Below are 24192 nucleotides of genomic sequence, written 5' to 3' on the forward strand. Positions count from 1 at the left end.
TTCGAAATAGTAACTTGTTAACGGGTACTTCTCTAGGATGACGCCATGGCCCAGAAGCGTTTATTACTTATCGATGGCCATTCAATGGCATATCGCGCCTTCTTCGCACTACCTGCCGAAAATTTCACAACCGCACAGGGCCAACATACAAATGCTATTTATGGCTTTGCGACGATGTTGATCTCACTACTTAAAGACGAGAAGCCAACTCATGTGGCAGTTGCCTTCGATGTATCTCGCAAGACTTTCCGCACCGATATCTTTCCTGATTACAAAGCCAATCGCGCAAAGACCCCTGATGAATTCCGCTCGCAGATGTCTTATCTAAACGATTTGGTTACAGGATTCGGAATAACCCAGTTTGCACTCGAAGGTTACGAAGCTGATGACATCATCGCCACTATTACTAAGCAGGCAGAACGTGAGGGTGCTGAAGTACTTATCTGTACCGGCGATCGGGACAGCTTTCAGCTAGTTACCGAGAAGACGACTGTTCTCTATCCGAAGCGCGGAGTCTCCGAAATGGCGCGCATGACTCCGGATGCGGTGCAAGAAAAATACGGCATGAGCCCTGACCAATATCCTGATTTTGCGGCGCTGCGCGGCGACCCGAGCGATAACTTGCCATCGATTCCAGGTGTTGGCGAAAAGACTGCCGCAAAGTGGATCGTTGAATATGGATCGCTTAAAGATTTGATTTCCAACGTGGACAAAGTCGGCGGAAAAGTCGGCCAATCACTGCGTGACAATATCGACGATGTAATCCGCAACCGCGAGTTGACTCAACTCGTACATGATGCACCGATCGAATACCAAGTTGATGCACTTGCTTGGGCTGGTGTTGTCGAAAGTGATCTCACGAAGTTATTTGAACAACTTGAGTTTCGAACCCTCAAAGATCGATTAAAGCCAATTCTTAATCCCGACTCAGTAGTCAAAGAGGTAAAGGGTCAGAGCAACAACGTTGAGTTCACACTCTTTGCCCCAATGATCGAAGGTGGAACCCTGTCACCGGAAGAGTTAAGTGAAAAGATTGCTCAGCACTCGGGAGATATCGCTCTATCTTTTGAGCTACTAGATGAGAAATTGCATCGTTACGCAGTTGCCTTTAATCCGAGCGATGTCTATTTGATTCATTCCGAACAGATGGGGGAGTGGGCACAGAACCCAAAAGTTTCTAAAATTGCCCATGACGCTAAATCCTTAGCGCGCGAGAATCTTCTGGATGGCGTTGTCTTTGATACTGCACTCGCTGCCTACTTGGTAAACCCAGGTGTGCGTGCACAAGAGTTATCCGATCTATTAGAGCGCTGGGGAGATGGCGCTCAAATTGATACATCTTCTCCAGAGCAATCACTGCTTACGGGTGCAGCCGCCCTCTTTAAATTACGTGGCTCACTTCTAACCGAGATGAAAGATCGCGGCGTACTTGCGCTCTTTACAGATCTAGAACTTCCTATCGCTCACCTGCTCGCAGTTATGGAGAACCGCGGCATCGCCGTTGATCGCAAAGAACTTGAAAAGTTAGCGACATTCTTTGAGGGAGAAGTCACACGCGAGACAAAGGCGGCGCACCTAGCCGCCGGCCATGAATTCAATGTGGCATCTCCAAAACAGCTACAAGTTGTTCTCTTCGATGAGCTAAACCTGCCAAAGACGAAGAAGATCAAGACTGGATTTACAACCGATGCCGAGGCGCTTAACTGGTTATTTGAAAAGACTAAACATCCACTCCTTGAATCACTTCTTAGAATTCGGGAAACCAAGAAGTTAGGCACAACGGTCGAAGGCCTTATTGCAGAAATAGGCAGCGATGGACGAATCCGCACCCATTTTGCGCAGACCGTTGCAGCAACGGGTCGTCTTTCATCTGTAGGACCAAACCTGCAGAACATCCCGGTTCGAACCGAAGAAGGTCGCAGTATCCGTAACGCATTTATCGCAGATAAAGGATTTAGCGGACTCTTAACTGCAGATTACAGCCAGATCGAAATGCGGATCATGGCTCATCTCTCAAATGATGCTGGATTACTTGCAGCATTTGAAACCGGTGAAGATCTACATGCCACCGTTGCTGGTCTTGTCTTCGGTGTGAAAGCAAATGAAGTTGATTCAGAGATGCGCCGTCAGATCAAAGCGATGTCTTACGGACTTGCCTATGGCTTGAGCTCTTATGGTCTTGCCGCGCAGTTAGATCTCTCACCACCTGCTGCACAGGATTTAATGGATCGATACTTCCAGCGTTTTGGTGGAATCCGCGATTACTTAAGTAGCGTTGTAGTACAAGCACGCAAAGTTGGATACACCGAAACCGTTATGGGGCGCAGACGCTACCTGCCAGATCTAATGCACGATAACCGCCAACGTCGTGAGATTGCAGAACGTATGGCGCTAAATGCTCCGATTCAGGGTTCGGCCGCCGACATCATCAAACAGGCAATGCTCAATGTAGAGCGCGCGTTGATTAGCGAAAACCTTAAATCACGTCTATTACTGCAGGTTCATGATGAGTTGATCCTTGAAGTTGTAGCGGGCGAAGAAGAAGTTCTAACTGATTTGGTCCGTCGTGAGATGGGTTCTGCCTTCCCACTTCGCGCACCGCTTGATGTAAGCGTCGGTATCGGTAAGAGCTGGAACGAAGCTGCACACTAAGGGGCTAAGTAGTAGTTGGTGAATTATCAGACATAGCTGCGAGATCTTCTTCATCTGTTGGTATGCGATCTGCCGCAGATAAACGTTTCTTTCCTAAATTAAGAATGATAAATCCGGTAACGATAGTGAAGCAGGTTATGGAGAGAGCAAATCGCGGTGAATAAGTCTCTGCGATCCAACCACCAGCCGCAGCACCAATTGACATCAGAGTTCCTTCAACAGTCCAGATCCAACCCATCATTCCAACTGCCGAACCCTTAGGGCGCACCGCCTCCATAACTTCCCAGTAAAAGACTTGGATCGTTCCGCCTACCAAACCTAGGAATGAAGCGGCAATAACCATCGACCAGCCTGGATAAGTAAAGACGATCGGTATGGAGATGAAGATCCAAATCAAGTAGGTAATTCGCATCGCCTTAAGTGCAGATACTTTCTTTGAGACAAGACCGCCAAGAAGTCCACCAAAGATATTTGCGATTCCCATCGCCGCTAAAATCCAAGCAGTTCTGTGGGGCACTTCTTCTAAAGTTGCGAAAGCTGGAACGGCTACATCGAAAGCGCCCCAACCGAAACCAATAAAACACCCCTCGATCATCAGCAATTGAATTGCCTTGTGGCGCCAGAGGGAGATGTGATTCTCTTCTTTCTTCTCTGGGATCCAATTACGAGAAACTTTGGTAATCGCTAAACCGCCGCCTCCTATCAACATAAAGATGGAAGCCACCACAAGCGGGCTTCCTGGACGTGATGAGAGAGCCAATGAAGTGGCAATAACCGGACCTAGAACACCTGCAGAACTCATTACCGATGTATCTACGGCATAAGCGGTGCGCAAGAAATCTTTTGGAACGACATCGCGCCACAACGGACGTACTGAGAGATTAATTGGAGGCGCGGTAATTCCCATAATGAAGGCGGCCAACAAAATACCATTTCGATTTTCCATAGTATTTAAAATCAACATCATTCCGGCGTAACCTGGAACAAAAATACGCAGTGGCCATTTCTGTCCATATTTATCCATCAACATGCCACGTAATCCAGCAGTTGCGGCGCCCGCGACAGAGTTAATTCCAATAGCAAATCCCGCAGCAGCAATCGAGCCGGTTGCATCTTCAGTCTTAAAGAAAATGGCGAGTGCAACCATGCCGTAGGCGACACGGGCCGGGAATGCTGAGAGAACTAAGACCCATACATTGGGAATGGCAAAGAGTTCTCTGTAGCGTTTCATTGGTTGCTAGTTTACGCCTGACTATTAGGCGGATTTGCCCTATTAACCGCTAAAACCGTACGCTTACGCCCGTTCACCAGAAAGGTTCTGGAGTCCTATTACTTTCTATCCCTACGGAGCAACTTGAGCACATCATCACCAGTCGTAGCAGTTAACGACATCGGATCAGCAGCAGATTTCCTTGCAGCAATCGAAGGCACAATCAGAAATTTCAATGACGGCGATTTGGTCGTCGGAACAGTAGTCCAAGTAGATCGCGAAGAAGTTCTTCTTGATATTGGTTATAAGACAGAAGGCGTAATTCCTTCACGCGAACTCTCAATCCGCCACGATGCAGATCCAAATGACATTGTTAAGGTCGGCGATCGCATTGAAGCGCTCGTTCTCCAAAAGGAAGATAAAGAAGGACGCACGATTCTCTCTAAGAAGCGCGCACAGTATGAGCGCGCCTGGGGCGAAATCGAAGGCAAGAAAGAACGCGACGAAGTTGTCGTCGGAACAGTTATTGAAGTTGTTAAGGGCGGCTTGATCGTTGATATCGGTCTACGCGGCTTCTTGCCAGCATCACTCGTTGAAATGCGTCGTGTACGCGATCTAACTCCTTACATCGGTAAGGAAGTTGAAGCTCGCATCATCGAACTCGATAAGAACCGTAACAACGTTGTTCTTTCACGTCGCGCATTCCTAGAGCAGACCCAATCAGAGTCACGCACTACATTCTTGAACCAGCTACAAAAGGGTCAAGTACGTACTGGCGTAATCTCATCAATCGTTAACTTCGGTGCATTCGTTGACCTTGGTGGCGTAGACGGTCTAGTTCACGTTTCAGAGCTTTCATGGAAGCACATCGATCACCCAGGTGAAGTTGTTGAAGTTGGCGATGAAGTAACCGTAGAAGTTCTCGAAGTTGATTTCGAGCGTGAGCGTGTTTCACTTTCTCTTAAGGCAACACAAGAAGATCCATGGCAAGCATTTGCTCGCACCCACACAATCAATCAGGTTGTTCCGGGCGTCGTGACAAAGCTTGTCCCATTCGGTGCATTCATTCGTGTTCACGAGGGCATTGAAGGACTTGTTCACATCTCAGAGTTGGCAGAACGCCACGTTGAGATCCCAGAGCAGGTTGTTGCTGTAGATGACGAACTATTTGTAAAGATCATCGATATCGATCTTGAGCGTCGTCGTATCTCACTATCTCTTAAGCAGGCTAATGAAGGTCATGAAGTTGAGATCGAAGCTTTTGATCCAACCCAATACGGAATGGCTGCTCGCTACGACGCAGCAGGTAACTTCATCTACCCAGAAGGTTTCGATCCTGATACTCAGGAGTGGAAGCCAGGCCATGACGCTCAACGCGAAGAGTGGGAACGTCAATACCAGGAAGCACAAACTCGCTTCCTTGCTCACAAGAAGCAGAAGGCAGAAGCAAAGGCAGCAGATGCCGCAGCTCCTGTTGCTGAAGAAGCAGCTGCTGAATAATAAGTAGATAATGAAAAAAGGCTCACCTTCGGGTGGGCCTTTTTTCATATCGAAATCTGAATGTGAAAGGTAGAGTCTGAACCATGTTGGTCGTTGCACTTACCGGTGGAATAGGCGCAGGCAAATCTCTTGTTGCCCAATACTTCTCAGAACTCGGCGCTCGTGTTGTAGATGCAGATCAACTATCACGGATAGCAATTGAACGTGGCTCTGAGGGATTTGATGAAGTCATCACCCGATTTGGCGAAGGCATTCTGCGCAACGGCGATATAGATCGCAAAGCGTTAGGTGAAATAATTTTTAAGGATAAGAGCGCTAAGGCAGATCTTGAAGCGATTATCCATCCGCGCGTTCGCGAACTGTTCTTTGAAGTTGTCAGCGATCTCGCTGCAGATGAAATTCTGATTTATGAGATCCCGCTACTAGTTGAAACCGGTGCCGCCAGTAACTTCGATCAGATCATTACAGTTGAAGCAGATCTTGAGATTCGTAAATCCAGACTATTAAAGCGCGGCATGTTCATCTCAGAGATTGAATCTCGCTTAGCTGTTCAGGCTTCACCATCTGAGCGTGAAGCGGTCTCTACCCACGTGATCGAAAATAGCGGCGATGAAGATCAACTGCTGCGCAAGGTGGAAAACCTCTGGGAGGAACTCCAGCGCCTTTCAAAGTAGGCTAGGAAAATGCGCCCGATCTCTGATCTTCAAAGAAAGGTTCACCCTTTCCAGGTAATCAGCGACTACGTACCTGCAGGAGATCAACCTCAGGCGATCGAAGAGATCGTTACGCGAATAAACGCGGGTGAAAAAGATGTAGTTCTACTAGGAGCAACAGGTACCGGCAAATCTGCAACTACAGCTTGGTTGATTGAGCGTTTACAGCGCCCAACTTTGGTTCTCGCTCCTAACAAGACCCTCGCCGCTCAGTTGGCAAATGAATTTAAAGAGCTACTACCCAATAACGCAGTTGAGTACTTTGTTTCTTACTACGACTATTACCAACCTGAAGCTTATGTTCCGCAGACCGATACCTTTATCGAAAAAGACTCCAGCGTTAACGATGAAGTCGAGCGCCTGCGACATTCGGCGACGAACTCGCTCCTAACTCGTCGTGATGTAATTGTTGTCGCAACTGTCTCTTGTATCTATGGCCTTGGAACGCCTCAGGAATACATCGACCGCATGATTCGCCTAAAGGTTGGCGATGAGATCGAGCGCAACCAACTTCTACGCAGATTCGTAGATGTGCAGTACTCACGTAACGATATGGCCTTTGAACGCGGCACCTTCCGCGTCCGCGGCGACACTATTGAAATCATTCCGATGTATGAAGAACTAGCCATCCGCATTGAGATGTTCGGTGATGAGATTGAAAAGATCATGACACTGCATCCACTTACCGGCGAGATCATTCGCGATGAGACCGAGATCTATATCTTCCCTGCCACGCACTATGCCGCAGGCCCAGAAACGATGAAGCGTGCGATGGGTGAGATCGAAGATGAACTTCAAATCCAACTAAATCTCTTTGAAAAGCAGGGAAAACTTCTAGAGGCGCAACGCCTGCGCATGCGTACGACATTTGATCTCGAGATGATGCAACAACTTGGATTCTGTTCCGGAATCGAAAACTACTCACGTCATCTCGATGGTCGTGAACCGGGAACCGCGCCTAACTGTCTGCTTGACTACTTCCCAGAAGATTTCTTAGTTGTTATCGATGAAAGCCACGTAACAGTGCCGCAGATTGGCGCAATGTACGAAGGCGATGCATCTCGTAAACGCACTTTGGTAGAACACGGCTTCCGACTTCCGAGCGCACTCGATAACCGTCCACTGCGTTGGCCCGAATTTCTAGAACGCGTTGGCCAAACTGTTTATCTATCTGCAACTCCCGGAAAGTACGAGATGGAGAAAGTTGGGGGAGATGTAGTTGAACAGGTAATCCGCCCAACCGGTTTGGTAGATCCAGCGATCATTATCAAACCAATTAAAGGTCAGATCGATGATCTTCTAAATGAGATCAATATCCGCGCGGCAAAGAATGAGCGAGTTCTTGTCACAACTCTGACCAAGAAAATGTCTGAAGATTTGACGGATTATCTGCAAGAGCGTGGCGTCCGCGTGCGTTATCTACACTCTGAAGTAGATACTTTGCGACGTGTAGAACTGCTGCGTGAACTTCGCTCTGGTGAATACGATGTTTTGATCGGTATCAACTTGCTCCGTGAAGGTCTTGATCTACCCGAAGTATCACTGGTTGCAATCTTGGATGCCGATAAAGAAGGCTTCTTGCGTTCAGCAACATCTCTTATTCAGACAATCGGACGTGCAGCACGTAACGTTTCGGGTGAAGTGCATATGTATGCCGATAACATTACAAAGTCGATGGCACAGGCAATTGATGAAACCAATCGTCGTCGCGCCAAGCAAGTGGCCTATAACCTGGAGCGCGGTGTTGATCCGCAGCCGCTTCGCAAAAAGATCGCTGACATCACCGACACAATCGCCCGTGAGAGCGATGACACCGATGAACTTATGGCAGCTCGTAAATCATCAGGTAAAGGAAAGGGAGCCACATCGGTTCTCGATATCGGCTTCAACGCCCGCACCGTTATTTCGCTACCGCGCCAGGAACTACTTGCCTTGATAGGCTCGCTCACCGAACAGATGCGTAGCGCAGCTGGTGACCTACAGTTCGAACTCGCAGCTCGCCTGCGCGATGAAATTAGAGAGCTCAAGAAGGAGCTCCGCGGAATGGATGAGGCGGGAATTTAAGTGAGCATCGATAAGTTAATTGTGCGCGGTGCCCGCGAGCACAATTTAAAAAATGTCTCTATCGAACTACCGCGCGAATCCTTAATCGTCTTCACCGGTCTATCCGGTTCTGGAAAATCAAGCCTGGCCTTCGACACGATTTTCGCTGAAGGTCAGCGTCGTTACGTTGAATCCCTTTCGGCGTACGCGCGTCAGTTCTTGGGTCAGATGGATAAACCTGATGTCGACTTCATTGAAGGTTTATCTCCTGCCGTTTCGATCGATCAGAAATCCACCAACCGAAATCCACGTTCGACAGTTGGAACAATCACTGAGGTTTACGACTATCTGCGACTGCTCTTTGCGCGTGCCGGACGACCACACTGTCCTAAGTGCGGCAAAGCGGTCTCGCGCCAAAGTCCTCAGCAGATTGTTGATCAAATTCTCACCATGCCAGCTACAACTAAATTCCAGGTTTTAGCGCCAGTCATCCGCGAACGTAAAGGTGAATTTGTTGATCTCTTTGCCGAACTTGTCACTCAAGGTTATTCACGTGCACGCGTCGATGGCGAGACTATCTCGCTCTCTGAACCACCAAAGTTAAAGAAACAAGAGAAGCACACCATTGAAGTTGTCGTAGATCGCTTGACCGCGAAGGCAGAATCAAAATCACGGCTTACCGATTCAATCGAAACAGCACTACGTCTAGCTTCCGGAATAGTGCTCCTGGATTTTGTAGATGCCAAAGGCGCTGAGAAAGAACGAACCTATAGCGAACATATGGCTTGCCACGACTGCAACCTCTCATTCGAAGAACTTGAACCGCGTTCTTTCTCATTTAACTCACCATTTGGCGCTTGCCCGGAATGTTCAGGTATCGGCACAAAGCTTGAAGTAGATGAAGATTTAATTATCCCAGATGACAATCTCTCAATTAATGATGGCGCTATCGCACCTTGGTCTAGCGGACATATCAACGAGTACTTCTTACGTTTACTTGAGGCGCTTTCTGAAGAGGTTAAATTCTCGCTAGATAACCCTTGGAAGAAGTTATCTGTTAAAGCCAAAGAAGCGATCCTCAACGGTTTTGAGTATGAAGTCCATGTTAAGTATAAGAATCGCTACGGCCGCGTCCGTAATTACTCCTCAGGATTTGAAGGAGTAATACCTTTCGTAAATCGTAAACATGACGAGACTGATAGCGATTATTCCCGATCAAAGTACGAGTCATATATGCGTGAGACGCCTTGTAATGTTTGTAAAGGCGCACGCTTAAAGCCGGAAGTCCTTGCTGTGACGGTGGGGGATAAGAGCATTGCCGAGATCTGTGAACTCTCCATCGCTGATTGCGCAGCCTTCTTAAAGAGTATTTCGCTCAACGCTCGCGAGGCACAGATCGCAGAGCGAGTGATGAAGGAAGTGCATGCTCGTTTGGGGTTCTTGCTCGATGTTGGACTTGATTACCTATCTCTGGCACGACCTGCTGCAACACTTTCTGGAGGCGAAGCGCAACGTATTCGTCTAGCAACTCAGATCGGCTCTGGCCTAGTTGGCGTGCTTTATGTATTAGATGAACCCAGTATCGGATTGCACCAACGCGATAACCGTCGCCTCATCGAGACTCTCACACGTCTGCGCGATCTCGGAAATACCTTGATCGTTGTAGAGCATGATGAAGAGACTATTCGCACCGCTGACTGGATCGTCGACATAGGTCCTGGCGCGGGCGAACATGGTGGCAAGGTTGTGGTGTCAGGATCGTATGAAGATCTAATTGCATCTAAAGAATCAATCACAGGTGCTTACTTATCGGGGCGCAAGTCGATTGCGATTCCAAGCAAACGTAGACCAATAGATCCAAAGCGTAAATTGGTTATTAAGGGTGCCAAGGAGAATAACCTCAAAGATGTTGAAGTAGATATCCCGCTTGGTCTCTTTGTCTCGGTTACAGGTGTAAGTGGTTCAGGTAAATCAACTCTAGTTAACGACATTCTCTACACAACTTTGGCCAACAAGTTAAATGGTGCTCAGTTGGTGCCAGGTCGCCACCGTACCGTTACTGGTATAGATCAGCTCGATAAAGTTGTACACGTTGACCAGTCACCAATCGGTCGCACTCCTCGTTCCAATCCCGCCACCTACACAGGCGTATTCGACAAGGTGCGTGCGCTATTTTCTGAGACAACTGAAGCCAAGGTGCGTGGTTACCAACAGGGTCGCTTCTCATTTAACGTAAAAGGTGGGCGCTGCGAGAACTGTTCGGGCGATGGCACTATAACCATCGAAATGAACTTCTTGCCAGATGTTTACGTTCCATGCGAGGTCTGTCATGGCGCACGATATAACCGTGAAACTTTGGAAGTTCATTACAAAGGCAAAACAATTGCCGAAGTTCTAGATATGCCGATCGAAATCGCGCACACATTCTTTGAATCCGTTCCAGCGATCGCCAGATACCTAAAGACACTTTGCGATGTCGGTCTAGGTTATGTTCGCTTGGGCCAGTCGGCGCCAACTCTTTCAGGTGGCGAAGCGCAACGCGTGAAGTTGGCTACCGAACTGCAACGCCGTTCAACTGGACGCACAATCTATGTTCTAGATGAACCAACAACTGGTCTGCACTTCGAAGATGTCAGTAAGTTACTTGGGGTGCTTAGTCGTTTGGTTGATTCCGGAAATACAGTCGTTGTGATTGAACACAACCTAGATGTAATTAAATGCTCTGACTGGGTAATCGATATGGGGCCAGAAGGTGGTTTCCGAGGCGGCATGGTTGTTGCTGAAGGAACACCTGAAGATGTTGCGAAAGTTAAAGCGAGTTACACAGGTAACTTCCTGGCCGAAATGCTCGCTACCAACCGCGCACCGGCTAAGAAAAAGGCTGCCGTTAAGTAAATGGCTGATCCAGCTAGTTACCGCCCAAAGGAGATCCCAGAAGATCCTGGGGTTTATCGCTTCTATAACGGCAAAGATAAAGTTATCTACGTTGGTAAGGCAAAGAATTTAAAGAATCGCTTAACAACTTACTTTGGTTCAAATTTGGCGCGCAAGACTCACCGGATGGTTAACGAAGCGGTCCGTGTTGATTGGACGATCGTTGCTACCGAACTCGAAGCACTTGCTCTGGAATTTTCTTGGATCAAGCAATATCAACCAACTTATAACGTGCAGTTCAAAGACGATAAGTCTTATCCATACCTTGCAATTTCCATGCAAGATGAATTTCCTCGAATCTTTATTACCCGCAAGGAGAAACGCCCCGGACTTAAATACTTCGGCCCTTACACAAATGCGTGGGCGCTCCGAAATACCTATGAAGTACTTCGCAAAGTCTTTCCAGTTCGATCTTGCTCTGAAGGAAACTTCGCGCGGGCCAAGCGGAGCAAACGGCAGTGCTTACTGGGGGATATCGGTAAATGCGCCGCACCTTGCGTCGGCTGGGTAACGCCTGAAGAACATCGCGAGATCGCAGTAAAGCTCGATGCCTTTATGGAGAAAGGCATGGAAGATATCTTGCCTAAGTTGCGCAGTGAGATGGATCTTGCATCTGAACGCGAAGAGTTTGAACGCGCAGCGCGTATCCGTGATCAGATCGAATCCTTCGAAAAAGCACAACGTTCCACCCAAGGCAATCTCTCAGATGATCTAGATGGAGATTTCATTTCAATACATGAAGAAGGCTTACATGCAGCCGGTTCAATCTTTATGGTGAGACGTGGATCAATCAAAGGCTCGCGTTCGTGGATTGTCGATCAAGAACGAGCACTTGAGGGTGATGAGCAAGTCGCCTCACTGTTCTTCTCTATTTACAGCCAGAGCGCACCAACTGATATTCCAAGCGAGATCTATCTAAATCGCGAGCCGATTGACCAAGAAGCGTTAGAAGCCTGGCTTACAAATCTTCGCGGAGCAAAAGTTTCAATAAAAGTTCCACAACGTGGCGAAAAGGTCGAGCTACTGCAGACTGTGGCACGCAATGCTCACTACGCCTTAATTCAATTCTTAAGTAAGCGTGCAACCGATGCCGCCGTTAGCGGCAAGGCGCTGCTGGAGATCGAGGAGCAGTTAGAGCTAAAGCGCACACCGCTTCGTATCGAGTGTTATGACATCTCAAATATCTCTGGCACATCAGTCGTGGCATCTATGGTCGTCTTTGAAGACGGTATGGCTAAGAAGAGCGAATACCGCCGCTTCATAATCGATACTAAGGAAGCAACCGATGACACTCGGGCCATGCACCAGGTCATTACTCGCCGCATGAAGCGTTTACTAAATGACCGTGCTGTAGATGAAAGCGATGTCGCCGCTATTGGAGGCAAGCTAAGTAAGTTTTCATATCCACCACAGTTAATAGTTGTAGATGGTGGAGCGCCGCAAGTTGCCGCTGCGCAACGCGCGCTCGATGAACTAGGTGTTACCGATGTTGCACTATGTGGGTTGGCGAAGCGCTTAGAAGAAGTCTGGCGTCCCGGTGAAAGCGATCCGTTGATTTTGCCGCGCACTAGTGAGGGAATGTATTTGCTACAACGCATCCGCGATGAAGCTCACCGCTTTGCTATTACCTTCCACCGTTCGCGGAGATCAAAGGTGATGTTGGAATCCATTTTGGATGAGATTCCACAGATGGGCCAGGCTCGTCGCGCTGCCTTGCTTGAACAATTTGGATCAGTTGCCGCACTGCGTAAAGCAACTCTGGCACAAATCGCGATGACACCTGGTATCGGAGAAAAGATCGCTGAAATCATCTTTGAGTATCTCCAGAAATCAGCGCACGGCTCGGTTGCGGAGATTGTTAATACTCAAACCGGCGAGATCACAACCGCTACGAAGTAGCCAAAGAGAGCGCCGCAAGGGAGAATAAAGCCATGTCAACGAAGGAACTCCTTGTTGTAACGGGAATGTCAGGTGCAGGTCGTTCAACCGTTGCCCACGCCTTAGAAGATCTCGGTTGGTATGTAGTTGATAACTTGCCACCTGCCTTGCTGCCTGAATTAGCTGTACAAACAAAGAGTTCAGATATCGCATCCCTAGCAGTTGTTGTAGATGTGCGTGGAGGTAAGTTCTTTGACGCGCTTAGCAACTCACTCCAAAAGTTAAAAGACTCGGGTATCTCTTATCGTTTACTCTTTCTAGACGCTACAGATCAATCTCTGGTGCAGCGCTTTGAATCAACACGTAGACCCCACCCTTTGCAAGCAAAAGACCGGATTGTTGATGGAATCGAACGCGAACGCACCAAGTTAGAGGAACTTCGTTCTGGTGCCGATGTCGTGATCGATACTTCTAATTTAAATGTGCACCAGTTAGAAAAACGGATCGGCGAAATCTTTTCAGCAGGAATGTTGGATGCGATCCGCATCAATGTGCTCTCCTTCGGATACAAATATGGAATTCCGGTCGACTCAGATTTAGTTTTAGATTGCCGCTTTATTCCAAATCCACATTGGATCCCGGAGCTGCGCCCGCTCACAGGTCTTACTAAAGAAGTTTCAAATAAAGTTTTGACCAGCGAGGGCGTATCGGAATTTGTAAAGAGTTATGTTGGAGTTATTCGCCAGATGATGCCGGGTTACCTTCGCGAAGGTAAGAAGTACGTGACCATCGCAATTGGTTGTACCGGTGGAAAACATCGCAGCGTGGCGATCTCTGAGGAAATAGCCAAACAACTCTCTTCAGAGAAATCAGAGATAGAAATTTCAGCACACGCGACACATCGTGATGTAGGTCGTGAATGAGTGGCAGTAAACCGCGAGTAGTTGCACTTGGGGGAGGCCATGGTCTGGCGGCAACTCTTTCCGCACTTCGCCAAATAACAAGTGATTTAACTGCGATTGTCACGGTGGCTGATAACGGTGGCTCAAGTGGTCGCTTGCGCGAAGAGTTTTCGATTTATCCTCCTGGTGATTTAAGAATGGCACTAGCGGCGCTCTGCGCAGATGATGAATGGGGCCGGAGTTGGGCTGAGATCATGCAATATAGATTTGAAAGTGATGGCGTACTTGATGGCCACGCCGTTGGAAATTTACTGCTTGCAGCGCTTTGGAATAAGGGTGAAGATCCAGTTGCAGGGCTAGATCGAGTTGGATCGCTATTGAAAGTTATCGGTCGTGTATTACCGATGTCTGTAGAACCACTTGATATTGAAGCAACTTTCACTAATTCAACAGGTCGCTTTATTGTTAAAGGGCAAGTAGAAGTTGCTACTGCTAAAGGCCGCCTAGAAAGTCTGCGCCTGCTCCCTAAAAATCCAACCGCCCGTCCAGAATCTCTTGCTGCAATTGATGCAGCAGATTGGATTGTTATGGGCCCAGGATCTTGGTTCTCCAGCGTTCTGCCACATCTGATGGTTCCCCAACAACGCGATGCGTTAGTTGCAGCGAAAGCGAAGAAGATTCTGATTCTTAACTTGGATTCAGCAACTGAAAATGGACCAGTCATAAATTCGGGGGAGTACGCCGGATATACCGCTACAGAACATATAGAGATATTGCACACCTATGCTCCCGATCTGCGCTTTGATTTAATCGTGGCAGATCAAAGCGTTGTCGCTGGATCGGATCAGCTACAGCGCCATCTTTCAAGTACAGGTGGAGAGTTATTGATAGCCGACCTGCGTGACCAACGCTCCTTGGTCCATCATGATCCAAAGAAATTAACTTCACTTTTCGCACACATAGCGGGCTAATCCCTGCTTGGATATGCCCATGGCAATGACCGCAGCAGTTAAAGACGAGCTAAGCCGTCTTTCAGTAACCAAACCTTGCTGCCGCAAAGCCGAAGTATCTTCACTTCTGCGTTTTGCTGGTGGCCTTCATATTGCAGCTGGCAAAGTTGTAATCGAAGTAGAACTCGATACTTCACAGAGCGCACGTCGCCTCAAGAAAGATATCGCCGATATCTACGGCCACGATAGCGATCTCGCAGTTCTCTCATCCAGTGGATTGCGCAAAGGTTCTCGTTATGTGGTGCGCGTTATTGAAGCCGGTGATGCACTAGCTCGCCAAACAGGTTTGATCGATAGCAACGGTCGCCCAGTTCGTGGTCTGCCACCACAAGTTGTCGCTGCCAATATCTGCGATGCCGAGGCTGCTTGGCGAGGTGCTTTTATTGCACACGGTTCCCTCACTGAACCCGGTCGTTCATCTTCACTTGAAATTACTTGTCCAGGTCCAGAAGCAGCGTTGGCGCTCGTTGGAGCAGCTCGTCGTTTAGGAATTACCGCAAAGGCGCGCGAAGTTCGCGGCGTCGATCGCGTTGTTATTCGCGATGGCGATGCCATTGGAGTTCTTCTTACTCGCCTTGGCGCACATGAAAGTGTTCTTGCCTGGGAAGAACGTCGCATGCGCCGCGAAGTTCGGGCAACCGCAAATCGTTTAGCAAACTTTGATGATGCCAATCTGCGTCGCTCAGCACGCGCTGCAGTTGCAGCAGCAGCTCGCGTGCAACGAGCTATGGAAATTCTCGGCCCACAAATCCCTGATCATCTAAAAGAGGCCGGCGAACTTCGCATCAGCCACGGACAGGCAAGTCTTGAAGAACTCGGATCGCTGGCCTCTCCACCAATGACCAAGGATGCGATCGCAGGACGTATCCGACGACTCCTCGCAATGGCCGATAAACGCGCCTCTGAACTCGGTATTCCAGATACTGAAGCGGGCTTATCGCCTGACTTGCTCAACTAGTCCTACGCAGAAGTAACTCCACGCGGCTGGTAAGGTTAGCCACGACCCCAATGATGTGGCAGTTTTATTGCCGTACACCCAATTGGCGTAACTTTTAATGAGTACCCAGCGGGTCCTGACACTTTCTAGAGCGAGGTTTTCACGTGATTAATGTTGGAATTAATGGATTTGGACGTATCGGTCGTAACTTCTTCCGCGCAGCACTAACCAACCCAAATATCAATATCGTAGGTATCAACGACCTAACCGATAACGCTACTTTGGCCCACCTCCTAAAGTACGACTCAATCTTGGGTCGCCTAGGACTTGAAGTAAGCCACACCGAAGACACAATCACCGTTGGCGGCAAGACAATCAAAGTTTTCGCAGATCGCGATCCAGCAAATCTTCCATGGGCTTCAGTTAAGGCAGATATCGTCATCGAATCTACCGGCCACTTCACAAAGGCAGCCGATGCTAAGAAGCACATCACCGCAGGTGCCAAGAAGGTAATCATCTCTGCACCAGCAACAGATGAAGACATCACAATCGTTATGGGCGTAAACCACGACAAGTACGACCCAGCAAACCACAACGTTATTTCAAATGCTTCATGTACAACCAACTGCCTTGCTCCAATGGCCAAGGTTTTGCAGGATAACTGGGGCATCGTTAAAGGCTTGATGACAACAATTCACGCCTACACAAACGATCAGGTAATCCTTGATTTCCCACATAAAGATCTTCGCCGCTCACGTGCAGCAGCGACAAATATGATCCCAACCTCAACGGGTGCAGCAAAGGCGATCTCTTTGGTCATGCCAGAGCTAAAGGGCAAGCTTGATGGTTACGCAATGCGCGTTCCAGTCCCAACAGGTTCAGCAACAGATCTAACAGTTGAACTTGCTAAGGAAGCAACTGCGGCAGAGATCAACGCTGCAATGAAGGCTGCTTCAACTGGGGCACTTAAGGGTTTCCTTACCTACACCGAAGATCCGATCGTCTCTTCAGATATCGTCACCGATCCTTCATCTTGTATCTTCGATTCTGGCCTAACCAAGGTAATCGGAAACCAAGTTAAGGTCGTCGGTTGGTATGACAACGAATGGGGTTACTCAAACCGCCTAGTTGATCTTGTCGGCCTCGTCGGCAAATCTATCTGACCATTACCTGTAATTAATGTCGCTTCAAAACTTTGATGTAGCCGGCAAGCGAGTATTCCTTCGCTGCGATCTCAATGTTCCGTTGAAAAACGGCGAGATCACAGATGATGGACGCATCCGCGCCTCGCTGCCGACTATCAAAACTCTCATCGCAAACGGTGCCAGCATCGTTATCGCAGCGCACCTCGGTCGCCCGAAAGGTGAGGCCAAACCAGAACTTTCACTAGCACCTGTTGCAAAGCGTTTATCTGAATTACTTGGCGCACCAGTGCAATTTGCTGGAGCTGTCACTGGAAGCGATGTAACTTCTAAGGCAGCAGCGCTCAAGGCAGGCGAGATCTTGTTGCTGGAAAATATTCGCTTCTCCGCTGCTGAAACTTCTAAGGATGAGGCTGAGCGCCAAGTTCTTGCCAAAGAGTTAGCAGCACTTGCTGATGCATACGTTGGCGATGGTTTCGGCGCGGTTCACCGCAAACATGCATCTGTTTTCGATCTTCCTAAGTTGTTGCCACACGTTGCTGGCACGCTTGTGGCCGCAGAAGTTGAAGTTCTCAAGAAGTTAACCCAAAACCCAGAACGTCCATATGGCGTTGTACTTGGGGGAGCAAAGGTTTCAGACAAGATTGGTGTTATCTCTAACTTGCTCGGCAAGGTAGATGTCATGGCGATCGGTGGCGGAATGGTCTTTACATTCTTGGCTGCACAAGGAAAAGAGATCGGAACATCTCTCGTTGAAACAGACCTCATTGAAACTGTTAAGGGTTTGATCAAGCAAGCTGCTGATTCTGGTGTGAAGTTGGTACTTCCAACAGATATCTTGGTAGCACCAGCCTTTGCATTTGATGCACCTGCAACTTTGGTTAGCGCCGATGCAATTCCCGCAGATCAGATGGGTCTCGATATTGGTCCAGATTCAGCGGCAGCCTTTGCTACAGCGATTCGTTCTTGTAAAACTCTTTTCTGGAACGGGCCGATGGGCGTATTCGAATTTCCAGCATTTGCTAGCGGTACCAAGGTTGTGGCACAGGCGCTTACTGAGGTTTCTGGCATCTCTGTAGTCGGTGGTGGAGACTCTGCCGCTGCGGTACGCGCTCTTGGTTTCGCAGATTCAGCCTTCGGATATATTTCTACCGGCGGTGGCGCATCGCTTGAATACCTAGAAGGCAAAGAACTTCCAGGTCTAACTGCTCTAGGTCTATAAGTAATTGGTCTGTAATTTTTCATCACAATCTAAGTTAGAAGGAGTAAAGAATGCGTAAGCCACTTATGGCAGGTAACTGGAAGATGAACCTCAATCACCTTGAGGCGATCGCGGTTGCACAGAAGCTTGTCTACTCACTCTCTGATAAAGATTATGACGCAGTTGATATCGCGATCATCCCCCCATTTACCGATATTCGTTCGATTCAAACAATGGTTGATGGTGACCGACTTCGCTTGCTATACGGTGCGCAAGATATATCACCAGAAAGCAGTGGAGCATTTACCGGAGATATTTCTGGATCAATGCTGGCAAAGCTCGGCTGCACCTTTGCCGTCATCGGCCACTCAGAGCGCCGCGCAATCCATCACGAAGATGACGCGCTTATCAACCGCAAGATCAAAGCAGCACTCGCAAACGAGCTAACTCCAATCTTCTGCGTAGGTGAAGAACTTTCCATCCGCGAATCTGGCGCACATGTATCTCACGTAATTCGCCAAGTCCGTGCCGGTCTTGAAGGATTTACTAAGCCAGAACTTAAGAAGATTGTTATCGCCTACGAACCAGTTTGGGCGATCGGCACCGGAAAGACTGCAACCCCTGAAGATGCGCAAGAAGTATGCGCTGCGATCCGAGAAGAGATTCAAAGTATCGGCTCACCCGAGATCGCCGCAAATATGCGCATCCTCTACGGCGGATCTGTTAAATCATCTAACGTTGTCGAAATCATGAAGCAGGTCGATGTCGATGGCGCCCTAATCGGGGGAGCGAGCCTGGATCCTGAGGAATTGGCCAAGATCGCCAAGTTCTACTCGGTGGAAGGCGCCTAATCTCGCACTTCGATCTAGTATCCTTACGCTCTATCTCCATCCACAACTTGAGGAGTTTTACACCGTGGCTCTAGCTCTATCTATCTTGCTTGTTATTACAAGCATCTTGATGATCCTGCTCGTTCTCCTTCACAAAGGAAAAGGTTCAGGCCTCTCCGATCTATTCGGCGGCGGAATGTCATCAAACTATGGCGGTTCATCTGTTGTAGAACGTAACCTCGATCGCATCACAATCGTTGTTGGCGGAATCTGGTTCGGCGGCGTTGTCGCACTCAGTCTTGTTTTGAAGGGTTAATCCATGGCAAGTGCAATTCGCGGAAGCCGTGTCGGCGCCGGCCCAATGGGCGAGGCTGAACGCGGAGATCAGATCGAGCGTGCCACAGTTTCATACTGGTGTGGCAATGGCCATGAAGTTCGCCCATCCTTCGCAGTAGAAGAGACTGTAGTAATTCCTGCCGAATGGGACTGCCCTAAATGCGGTCTTCCTGCCGGACGCGATCGCAACAATCCGCCAAAGGCAGTTGTAAATATTCCTTACAAGACGCATTTAGCTTACGTAAAAGAGCGTCGCACAGATGTTGAAGGCGCAAAGATTCTTGAAGAAGCGCTCCGTAAACTTCGTGGAGATGACGATTAAATAAAAGTAGTAAAAGTTTTTAGAGAGCTTTAGCGGCTCTCAAGATCTGGTCGATACCCGCGCTACGTTCTGTGCAATGCAGACGAAGCAGCGGGTATTTTCTTGTCGCAAGAGCGCGGTTATCACCGAGGGCTTGCGCCATGAGCAAAGTACGGAAATCAAAGGCGCGTCCTGGAACCGGATAGTTATTTACTGTCTCGCCAGTTATCTGTAAGAACGAACCATTCTGTTGTCCGCCCTTATGGAATTGTCCGGTGGAGTGCAAGAAACGCGGACCCCAACCAAAGCTAACTGGACGTCCAGATTTCTCGGAGAGAACCGCACGAAGTTCAGTCAACTTGCTATCTCCTGCGCGATCTAAATAAGCGGTGATCGCTATGTAACCGTCAGCGTCGGTATTCGCAATTAGATTCTTTAACGCTGCAACTAAGGTGTTTCCATCGCCGAAGATCTCAACGCCATCTTCGCTGTTGGCGGTGGTAATCACTGGAAGTGAGTTATTCCATTCCGCAAGTACCGCAGAAGTTGCTTCCTTTGCCTCGGTAACATTGGGTTGATTGAAGGGATCGATTTCGAGCGCTGCACCCAGTAGAGCAGTTACCCATTCCCAGAATAAGAAATGCTCACCAAGTTCTGCTTCGACTGTTAGATCTGCACCAGGTGCAAAGGCGACAGAGAATGCACCGCCCATGGCAGCTTCCTTGAAACCTTCTGTTGCAATCGGCAGGCGCCCTTGCTCTTCCTTGCCTGTTGATTCCGCGATTAACTGTTCGATCCAGTCAGAAAGTCCAGGAAACTTTGAACCGCTATCTGTGAAACCTAAGAATTGCTCGGCTTGAGTTAGTAGCAAATAAGCGACATCTAGAACTACTTCGGGATTGGTTTTCATGAGCTCACGACAATCACTTGCTTGATCAAGTAGAACAGATGCATCAACGCCCATCAACGTCGCAGGTGTTAAACCAAAGGCGGTGAGCGCGCTAAAGCGACCACCAACGTGAGGGTCAGCGTTGATAACTGTGAATCCGGCTTTACGGACATCTTGATCTAGCGGTGATCCAGGATCAGTTACAAAGACCATATGTTCAGTGGGATTCAACCCCGCATCACTTAAATACTTTTCGAAGAATGCGCGCTGCGAAGATGTTTCGATAGTAGATCCTGATTTTGAAGCAACCAGCACCAGCAACTTGCTCGCATCGCCTTGTAGCGCGCGGTGGAGATAATCTGGATCAGTCGAATCCAGGATAAAGACGCTCTTCTTATAAGTCTGTGCGATGACTTCTGGGGCAAGCGAAGAGCCACCCATTCCGCAGAGAACTAGATCTGTTTTATCGCGGAATTTAGCGGCGAGAGCATCTAGCGCCGGCAGTAAATCACGTGAACTCTGATCTAGATCAACCCAATTTAAACGGATCGCAGCTTCGGCACTTGCCGCCTGGCCCCAGGTATTTGCATCTTTAGCAGCGATACGAGGATGAGCCTTAACCAGTGTTTGATACTTCGCATCGTTGCGATCAACTTTGCTGAGAGATGGTCCGCTTAATTTGATCATCGTTCTTTATTTCAGAGCGCTCTGGATTTTTGCGGCAATTACATCTGGACCGAATCCAAATTCGGTAAAGAGCTTCCCAGCAGATGCCGAAGCCCCAAAGTGTTCTAGCGATATAGAGATGCCTGAATCACCGATGTAATCGCGCCAACCTTGAGCGATTCCGGCTTCGATACTTACGCGCAACTTGGCGGTTTTAGGAATCACTTGGCCTTGATATGCAGAATCGGTCTCTTTAAACCATTCCAGGCAAGGAGCGCTTACTACGCGAGTAGAAACTCCTTGACCCTCAAGAAGATCTTGCGTGGCAAGTGCGACACCGACTTCAGAACCAGTTGCGATAAGAACTATGTCTGCAGAAGCGGAAGCTTCCTTCAAAATGTAGGCGCCCTTTGCAACAAGTGCGACATCACCATGTGTCGAGCGATCAACAACCGGTAAGTTCTGGCGAGAGAGCAATAAGCCTGCAGGCTTACGGCGTTGCAAAATCACCTTCCACGCTTCGCGAACTTCGTTGGCATCGCCTGGGCGAACTACATCAAAGTTCGGAATCGCGCGGAGCGAAGCCAAATGTTCAACCGGTTGATGCGTTGGACCATCTTCGCCAAGACCAATTGAGTCGTGGCTCCAGATAAAGATAGATGCAATATCCATGATCGCTGCCAAGCGAACTGCTGGTCGCATGTAATCGCTAAAGACGGCAAAGGTTCCACCGAAACAACGCGATAAACCATGTAATGCAACGCCGTTAAGAATTGAACCCATCGCATGTTCGCGAATACCAAAGTGGATCATGCGACCGTATGGATTTGCATTCGCCATCGCACTGGATGCGGGGAGAAATGAACCAGCGCTGCTGATCACGGTGTTATTACTTCCCGCTAGATCTGCTGAACCGCCCCAAAATTCTGGAAGTACCTTTGCGATAGCGGCGATCACATCACCGGATGCTTTACGAGTTGCTACATCTTTTCCTGGTGCGAAGATCGGAAGATCTTTATCCCAACCCGCAGGAAGTCCTTTAGATACCAGGCGCTCAAGCAGTGCAGCACGATCGGGGTGAGCCGATTTCCAAGTTGCAAAATTCTTATCCCAATCAGCGCGTAACGCTGCGCCACGTTCTTTAATTTTGCGAACATGTGCGATCACATCTGCTGGTGCAGCAAAACTTTCTTCCGGATTTAACCCGAGAAGCACTTTTGTCGCGGCGATTTCTTCTGCCCCTAACGCTGAACCATGTGACTCGGCGGTGTTTCTAGCCTTAGGTGCGGGCCAAGCAATGACAGAGTTCATGCGAATCAAAGTTGGCTTTAGAGTTTCTTTCTCAGCGGCGATCATTGCCGCATCCAAAGCTAAAAAATCAACATCTCCATCAGATTTAGTCGCGACTTCAATTACGCTCCAACCATAAGCGCGATAACGAGCAGAGACATCTTCGGTAAAGGCAACATGGGTATCGCCTTCAATCGAGATGCGGTTGTCGTCGTAGATCATCTTCAAGTTGCCAAGTTGTTGTGTACCGGCAAGGGATGATGCTTCACCGCTTACACCTTCTTGTAAATCACCATCGGAACAGATAACCCAAATATTGTGATCGAAGATCGACTTTCCGGCAGGAGCATCTGGATCTAGTAAACCGCGCTCATAACGGGCAGCCATCGCCATTCCGACCGCAGTTGCTACACCTGCACCTAACGGTCCGGTCGTCATTTCAACGCCAGCGGTGTGACCGTATTCAGGGTGGCCCGGTGTAAGTGAGTTCCAAGTTCTAAATGATTTCAGATCATTTAACTCAACGCCGTAGCCGCTGAAGTAAAGTTGAATGTAAAGAGTGAGTGAAGAATGGCCGCAAGAAAGAACAAAGCGATCGCGCCCCAACCAATTTGGGTCAGCAGGATCATGGGTCAAATGGTTTTGAAATAGGTTGTAGGCAACTGGTGCAAGTGACATCGCGGTACCGGGATGTCCATGACCAGCCTTTTGAACTGAATCCATAGCGAGTGCACGGGCAATGACCACAGCGCGATCATCTAATTCAGTCCAGTTCTTCATAGCCATCCTTTATTTGTATTTTTCATCTACTGATTGACCTATTGAATTACCAAAGTCTTTGTAACGGTAATGCGGATTCGCCACGCTGCGATCCAAACTAGGGTTGCTCCAAGAAGATGAGCAGCTACAAGTATTTCAGGTATCCCAGTGAAGTATTGGATATAACCAATCGCGCCCTGGGCGAGGGCGATCGCTGTGAAAACACCAATTCTCCGAACTAGCTCTTTATCGCTTCGAACCAGAATGAAGAAAGCCGCGGTTAAACCAAGCAGCGCAATGACCGCATCGGCATGCAGCCACGCAACGACGCGAATATCGAATCCAAAACGTTGCGCTTTCTCATCTCCAGCATGTGGGCCAGAGCCAGTCACGATGGTGCCGAGAATAATGACCACGAAAGTTAATCCGATATGTAAGAGTGAGATTCGCTTTGTTAACTTATCTAGATCTGTGCGCGGGCGGGCTGAATACTCTCGTCTCGAGTAAAGCGATGCCGCGCCAGCGATCAAAATTATCGATAGCAAAAGATGGCCAGCCACTGGTAGCGGATGCAAATCAGTGAGAACAGTTATTCCCCCAAGTACGCCTTGACCGAGAATTCCAAGAAGTTGTCCGATAGCTAGCGAGCGCAGATCGCGACGACGTTTATTGAGAACATGAATCAGAATTGCTAATGAAACTGCAACGAGCGCAAAGGTTAATAAACGATTTCCAAACTCGATCCAAGCATGTAACTGACCTTCTGCTTGATGAGGAACCGGCGTATATGAACCAGGTGTGCATTCTGGCCAAGTTGGGCAGCCCAGGCCTGATCCCGTAATTCGCACTGCGCCACCGGTCAAGACCAATCCAGCTTGCAAAGTTAGTAGCGCGCCGTAGAGGAATCTGCGCAGCTTCATAGCCTTAGCCTAAGACCGCGCGAGGAAAGAGGCGGTCAAAGTCACGCCGTAGAAGTGGCGAGATGGCATGAATTAAGAC

Annotated in this window: 18 protein-coding genes; 14 read left to right on the forward strand and 4 right to left on the reverse strand. The window is 48.7% G+C overall.

What is annotated here, in order from left to right:
- Positions 1-45: 45 nt before the first annotated feature.
- Complete coding sequence (gene polA / locus A1sIIB106_RS02990; RefSeq protein WP_095671032.1) at positions 46-2652, forward strand: DNA polymerase I; 2607 nt, start codon at positions 46-48, stop codon at positions 2650-2652.
- Between the two features lie 4 nt (positions 2653-2656).
- Here polA and A1sIIB106_RS02995 read toward each other — a convergent pair whose 3' ends face one another.
- Entirely contained in the window at positions 2657-3883 is a 1227-nt protein-coding gene (locus A1sIIB106_RS02995; RefSeq protein WP_095677308.1) for an MFS transporter, read from the reverse strand.
- A gap of 123 nt (positions 3884-4006) precedes the next feature.
- Between A1sIIB106_RS02995 and rpsA the strand changes: the two genes are divergently transcribed.
- From rpsA to A1sIIB106_RS03060, 13 genes are all read left to right on the forward strand, one after another.
- Entirely contained in the window at positions 4007-5362 is a 1356-nt protein-coding gene (gene rpsA, locus A1sIIB106_RS03000; protein ID WP_095671034.1) for a 30S ribosomal protein S1, read from the forward strand.
- A gap of 83 nt (positions 5363-5445) precedes the next feature.
- On the forward strand, positions 5446-6036 hold the full coding sequence (coaE, locus tag A1sIIB106_RS03005; protein ID WP_095671035.1) for a dephospho-CoA kinase: 591 nt from the start codon (positions 5446-5448) through the stop codon (positions 6034-6036).
- Between the two features lie 9 nt (positions 6037-6045).
- Positions 6046-8139 carry an excinuclease ABC subunit UvrB gene (gene uvrB / locus A1sIIB106_RS03010; protein ID WP_095671036.1) on the forward strand — a complete coding sequence of 698 codons (2094 nt, stop codon included), beginning with the start codon at positions 6046-6048 and terminating at the stop codon, positions 8137-8139.
- Entirely contained in the window at positions 8140-11013 is a 2874-nt protein-coding gene (gene uvrA, locus A1sIIB106_RS03015) for an excinuclease ABC subunit UvrA (RefSeq protein ID WP_095671037.1), read from the forward strand.
- Positions 11014-12951 carry an excinuclease ABC subunit UvrC gene (gene uvrC, locus A1sIIB106_RS03020; RefSeq protein ID WP_095671038.1) on the forward strand — a complete coding sequence of 646 codons (1938 nt, stop codon included), beginning with the start codon at positions 11014-11016 and terminating at the stop codon, positions 12949-12951. It begins immediately after the preceding gene.
- 32 nt (positions 12952-12983) lie between these two features.
- Positions 12984-13853, forward strand: a complete 870-nt coding sequence (rapZ, locus tag A1sIIB106_RS03025) for an RNase adapter RapZ (protein ID WP_095671039.1) — start codon at positions 12984-12986, stop codon at positions 13851-13853.
- Entirely contained in the window at positions 13850-14803 is a 954-nt protein-coding gene (locus A1sIIB106_RS03030; RefSeq protein ID WP_095671040.1) for a gluconeogenesis factor YvcK family protein, read from the forward strand. The genes rapZ and A1sIIB106_RS03030 overlap by 4 nt, the downstream gene beginning before the upstream one ends.
- 19 nt (positions 14804-14822) lie before the next feature.
- A complete protein-coding gene (gene whiA / locus A1sIIB106_RS03035; RefSeq protein ID WP_095671041.1) occupies positions 14823-15800 on the forward strand; it encodes a DNA-binding protein WhiA in 978 nt (325 codons plus the stop codon).
- A gap of 143 nt (positions 15801-15943) precedes the next feature.
- The gene (gene gap, locus A1sIIB106_RS03040; protein ID WP_095671042.1) at positions 15944-16942 is read left to right on the forward strand and encodes a type I glyceraldehyde-3-phosphate dehydrogenase; all 999 of its coding nucleotides are present in this window, start codon (positions 15944-15946) and stop codon (positions 16940-16942) included.
- Positions 16943-16958: 16 nt separating this feature from the next.
- A complete protein-coding gene (locus A1sIIB106_RS03045) occupies positions 16959-18143 on the forward strand; it encodes a phosphoglycerate kinase (protein WP_095671043.1) in 1185 nt (394 codons plus the stop codon).
- A 50-nt stretch (positions 18144-18193) separates the two neighbouring features.
- Complete coding sequence (gene tpiA, locus A1sIIB106_RS03050) at positions 18194-18973, forward strand: triose-phosphate isomerase (RefSeq protein ID WP_095671044.1); 780 nt, start codon at positions 18194-18196, stop codon at positions 18971-18973.
- Between the two features lie 64 nt (positions 18974-19037).
- A complete protein-coding gene (secG, locus tag A1sIIB106_RS03055; RefSeq protein WP_095671045.1) occupies positions 19038-19268 on the forward strand; it encodes a preprotein translocase subunit SecG in 231 nt (76 codons plus the stop codon).
- 3 nt (positions 19269-19271) lie between these two features.
- Complete coding sequence (locus tag A1sIIB106_RS03060; protein WP_095671046.1) at positions 19272-19610, forward strand: RNA polymerase-binding protein RbpA; 339 nt, start codon at positions 19272-19274, stop codon at positions 19608-19610.
- Between the two features lie 19 nt (positions 19611-19629).
- Here the strand turns inward: A1sIIB106_RS03060 and A1sIIB106_RS03065 are convergent, their stop codons facing one another.
- The 3 genes from A1sIIB106_RS03065 to A1sIIB106_RS03075 are packed head-to-tail and all read right to left on the reverse strand — an operon-like array spanning position 19630 to position 24113.
- A complete protein-coding gene (locus tag A1sIIB106_RS03065) occupies positions 19630-21165 on the reverse strand; it encodes a hypothetical protein (protein WP_095677309.1) in 1536 nt (511 codons plus the stop codon).
- A gap of 6 nt (positions 21166-21171) precedes the next feature.
- The gene (tkt, locus tag A1sIIB106_RS03070) at positions 21172-23220 is read right to left on the reverse strand and encodes a transketolase (protein WP_095677310.1); all 2049 of its coding nucleotides are present in this window, start codon (positions 23218-23220) and stop codon (positions 21172-21174) included.
- A gap of 32 nt (positions 23221-23252) precedes the next feature.
- Positions 23253-24113, reverse strand: a complete 861-nt coding sequence (locus A1sIIB106_RS03075; protein WP_095671049.1) for a COX15/CtaA family protein — start codon at positions 24111-24113, stop codon at positions 23253-23255.
- Between the last annotated feature and the right edge of the window lie 79 nt (positions 24114-24192).

The organism is Candidatus Planktophila lacus (genome assembly GCF_002288325.1).
GTDB classification, from domain to species: Bacteria; Actinomycetota; Actinomycetes; order Nanopelagicales; family Nanopelagicaceae; genus Planktophila; species Planktophila lacus.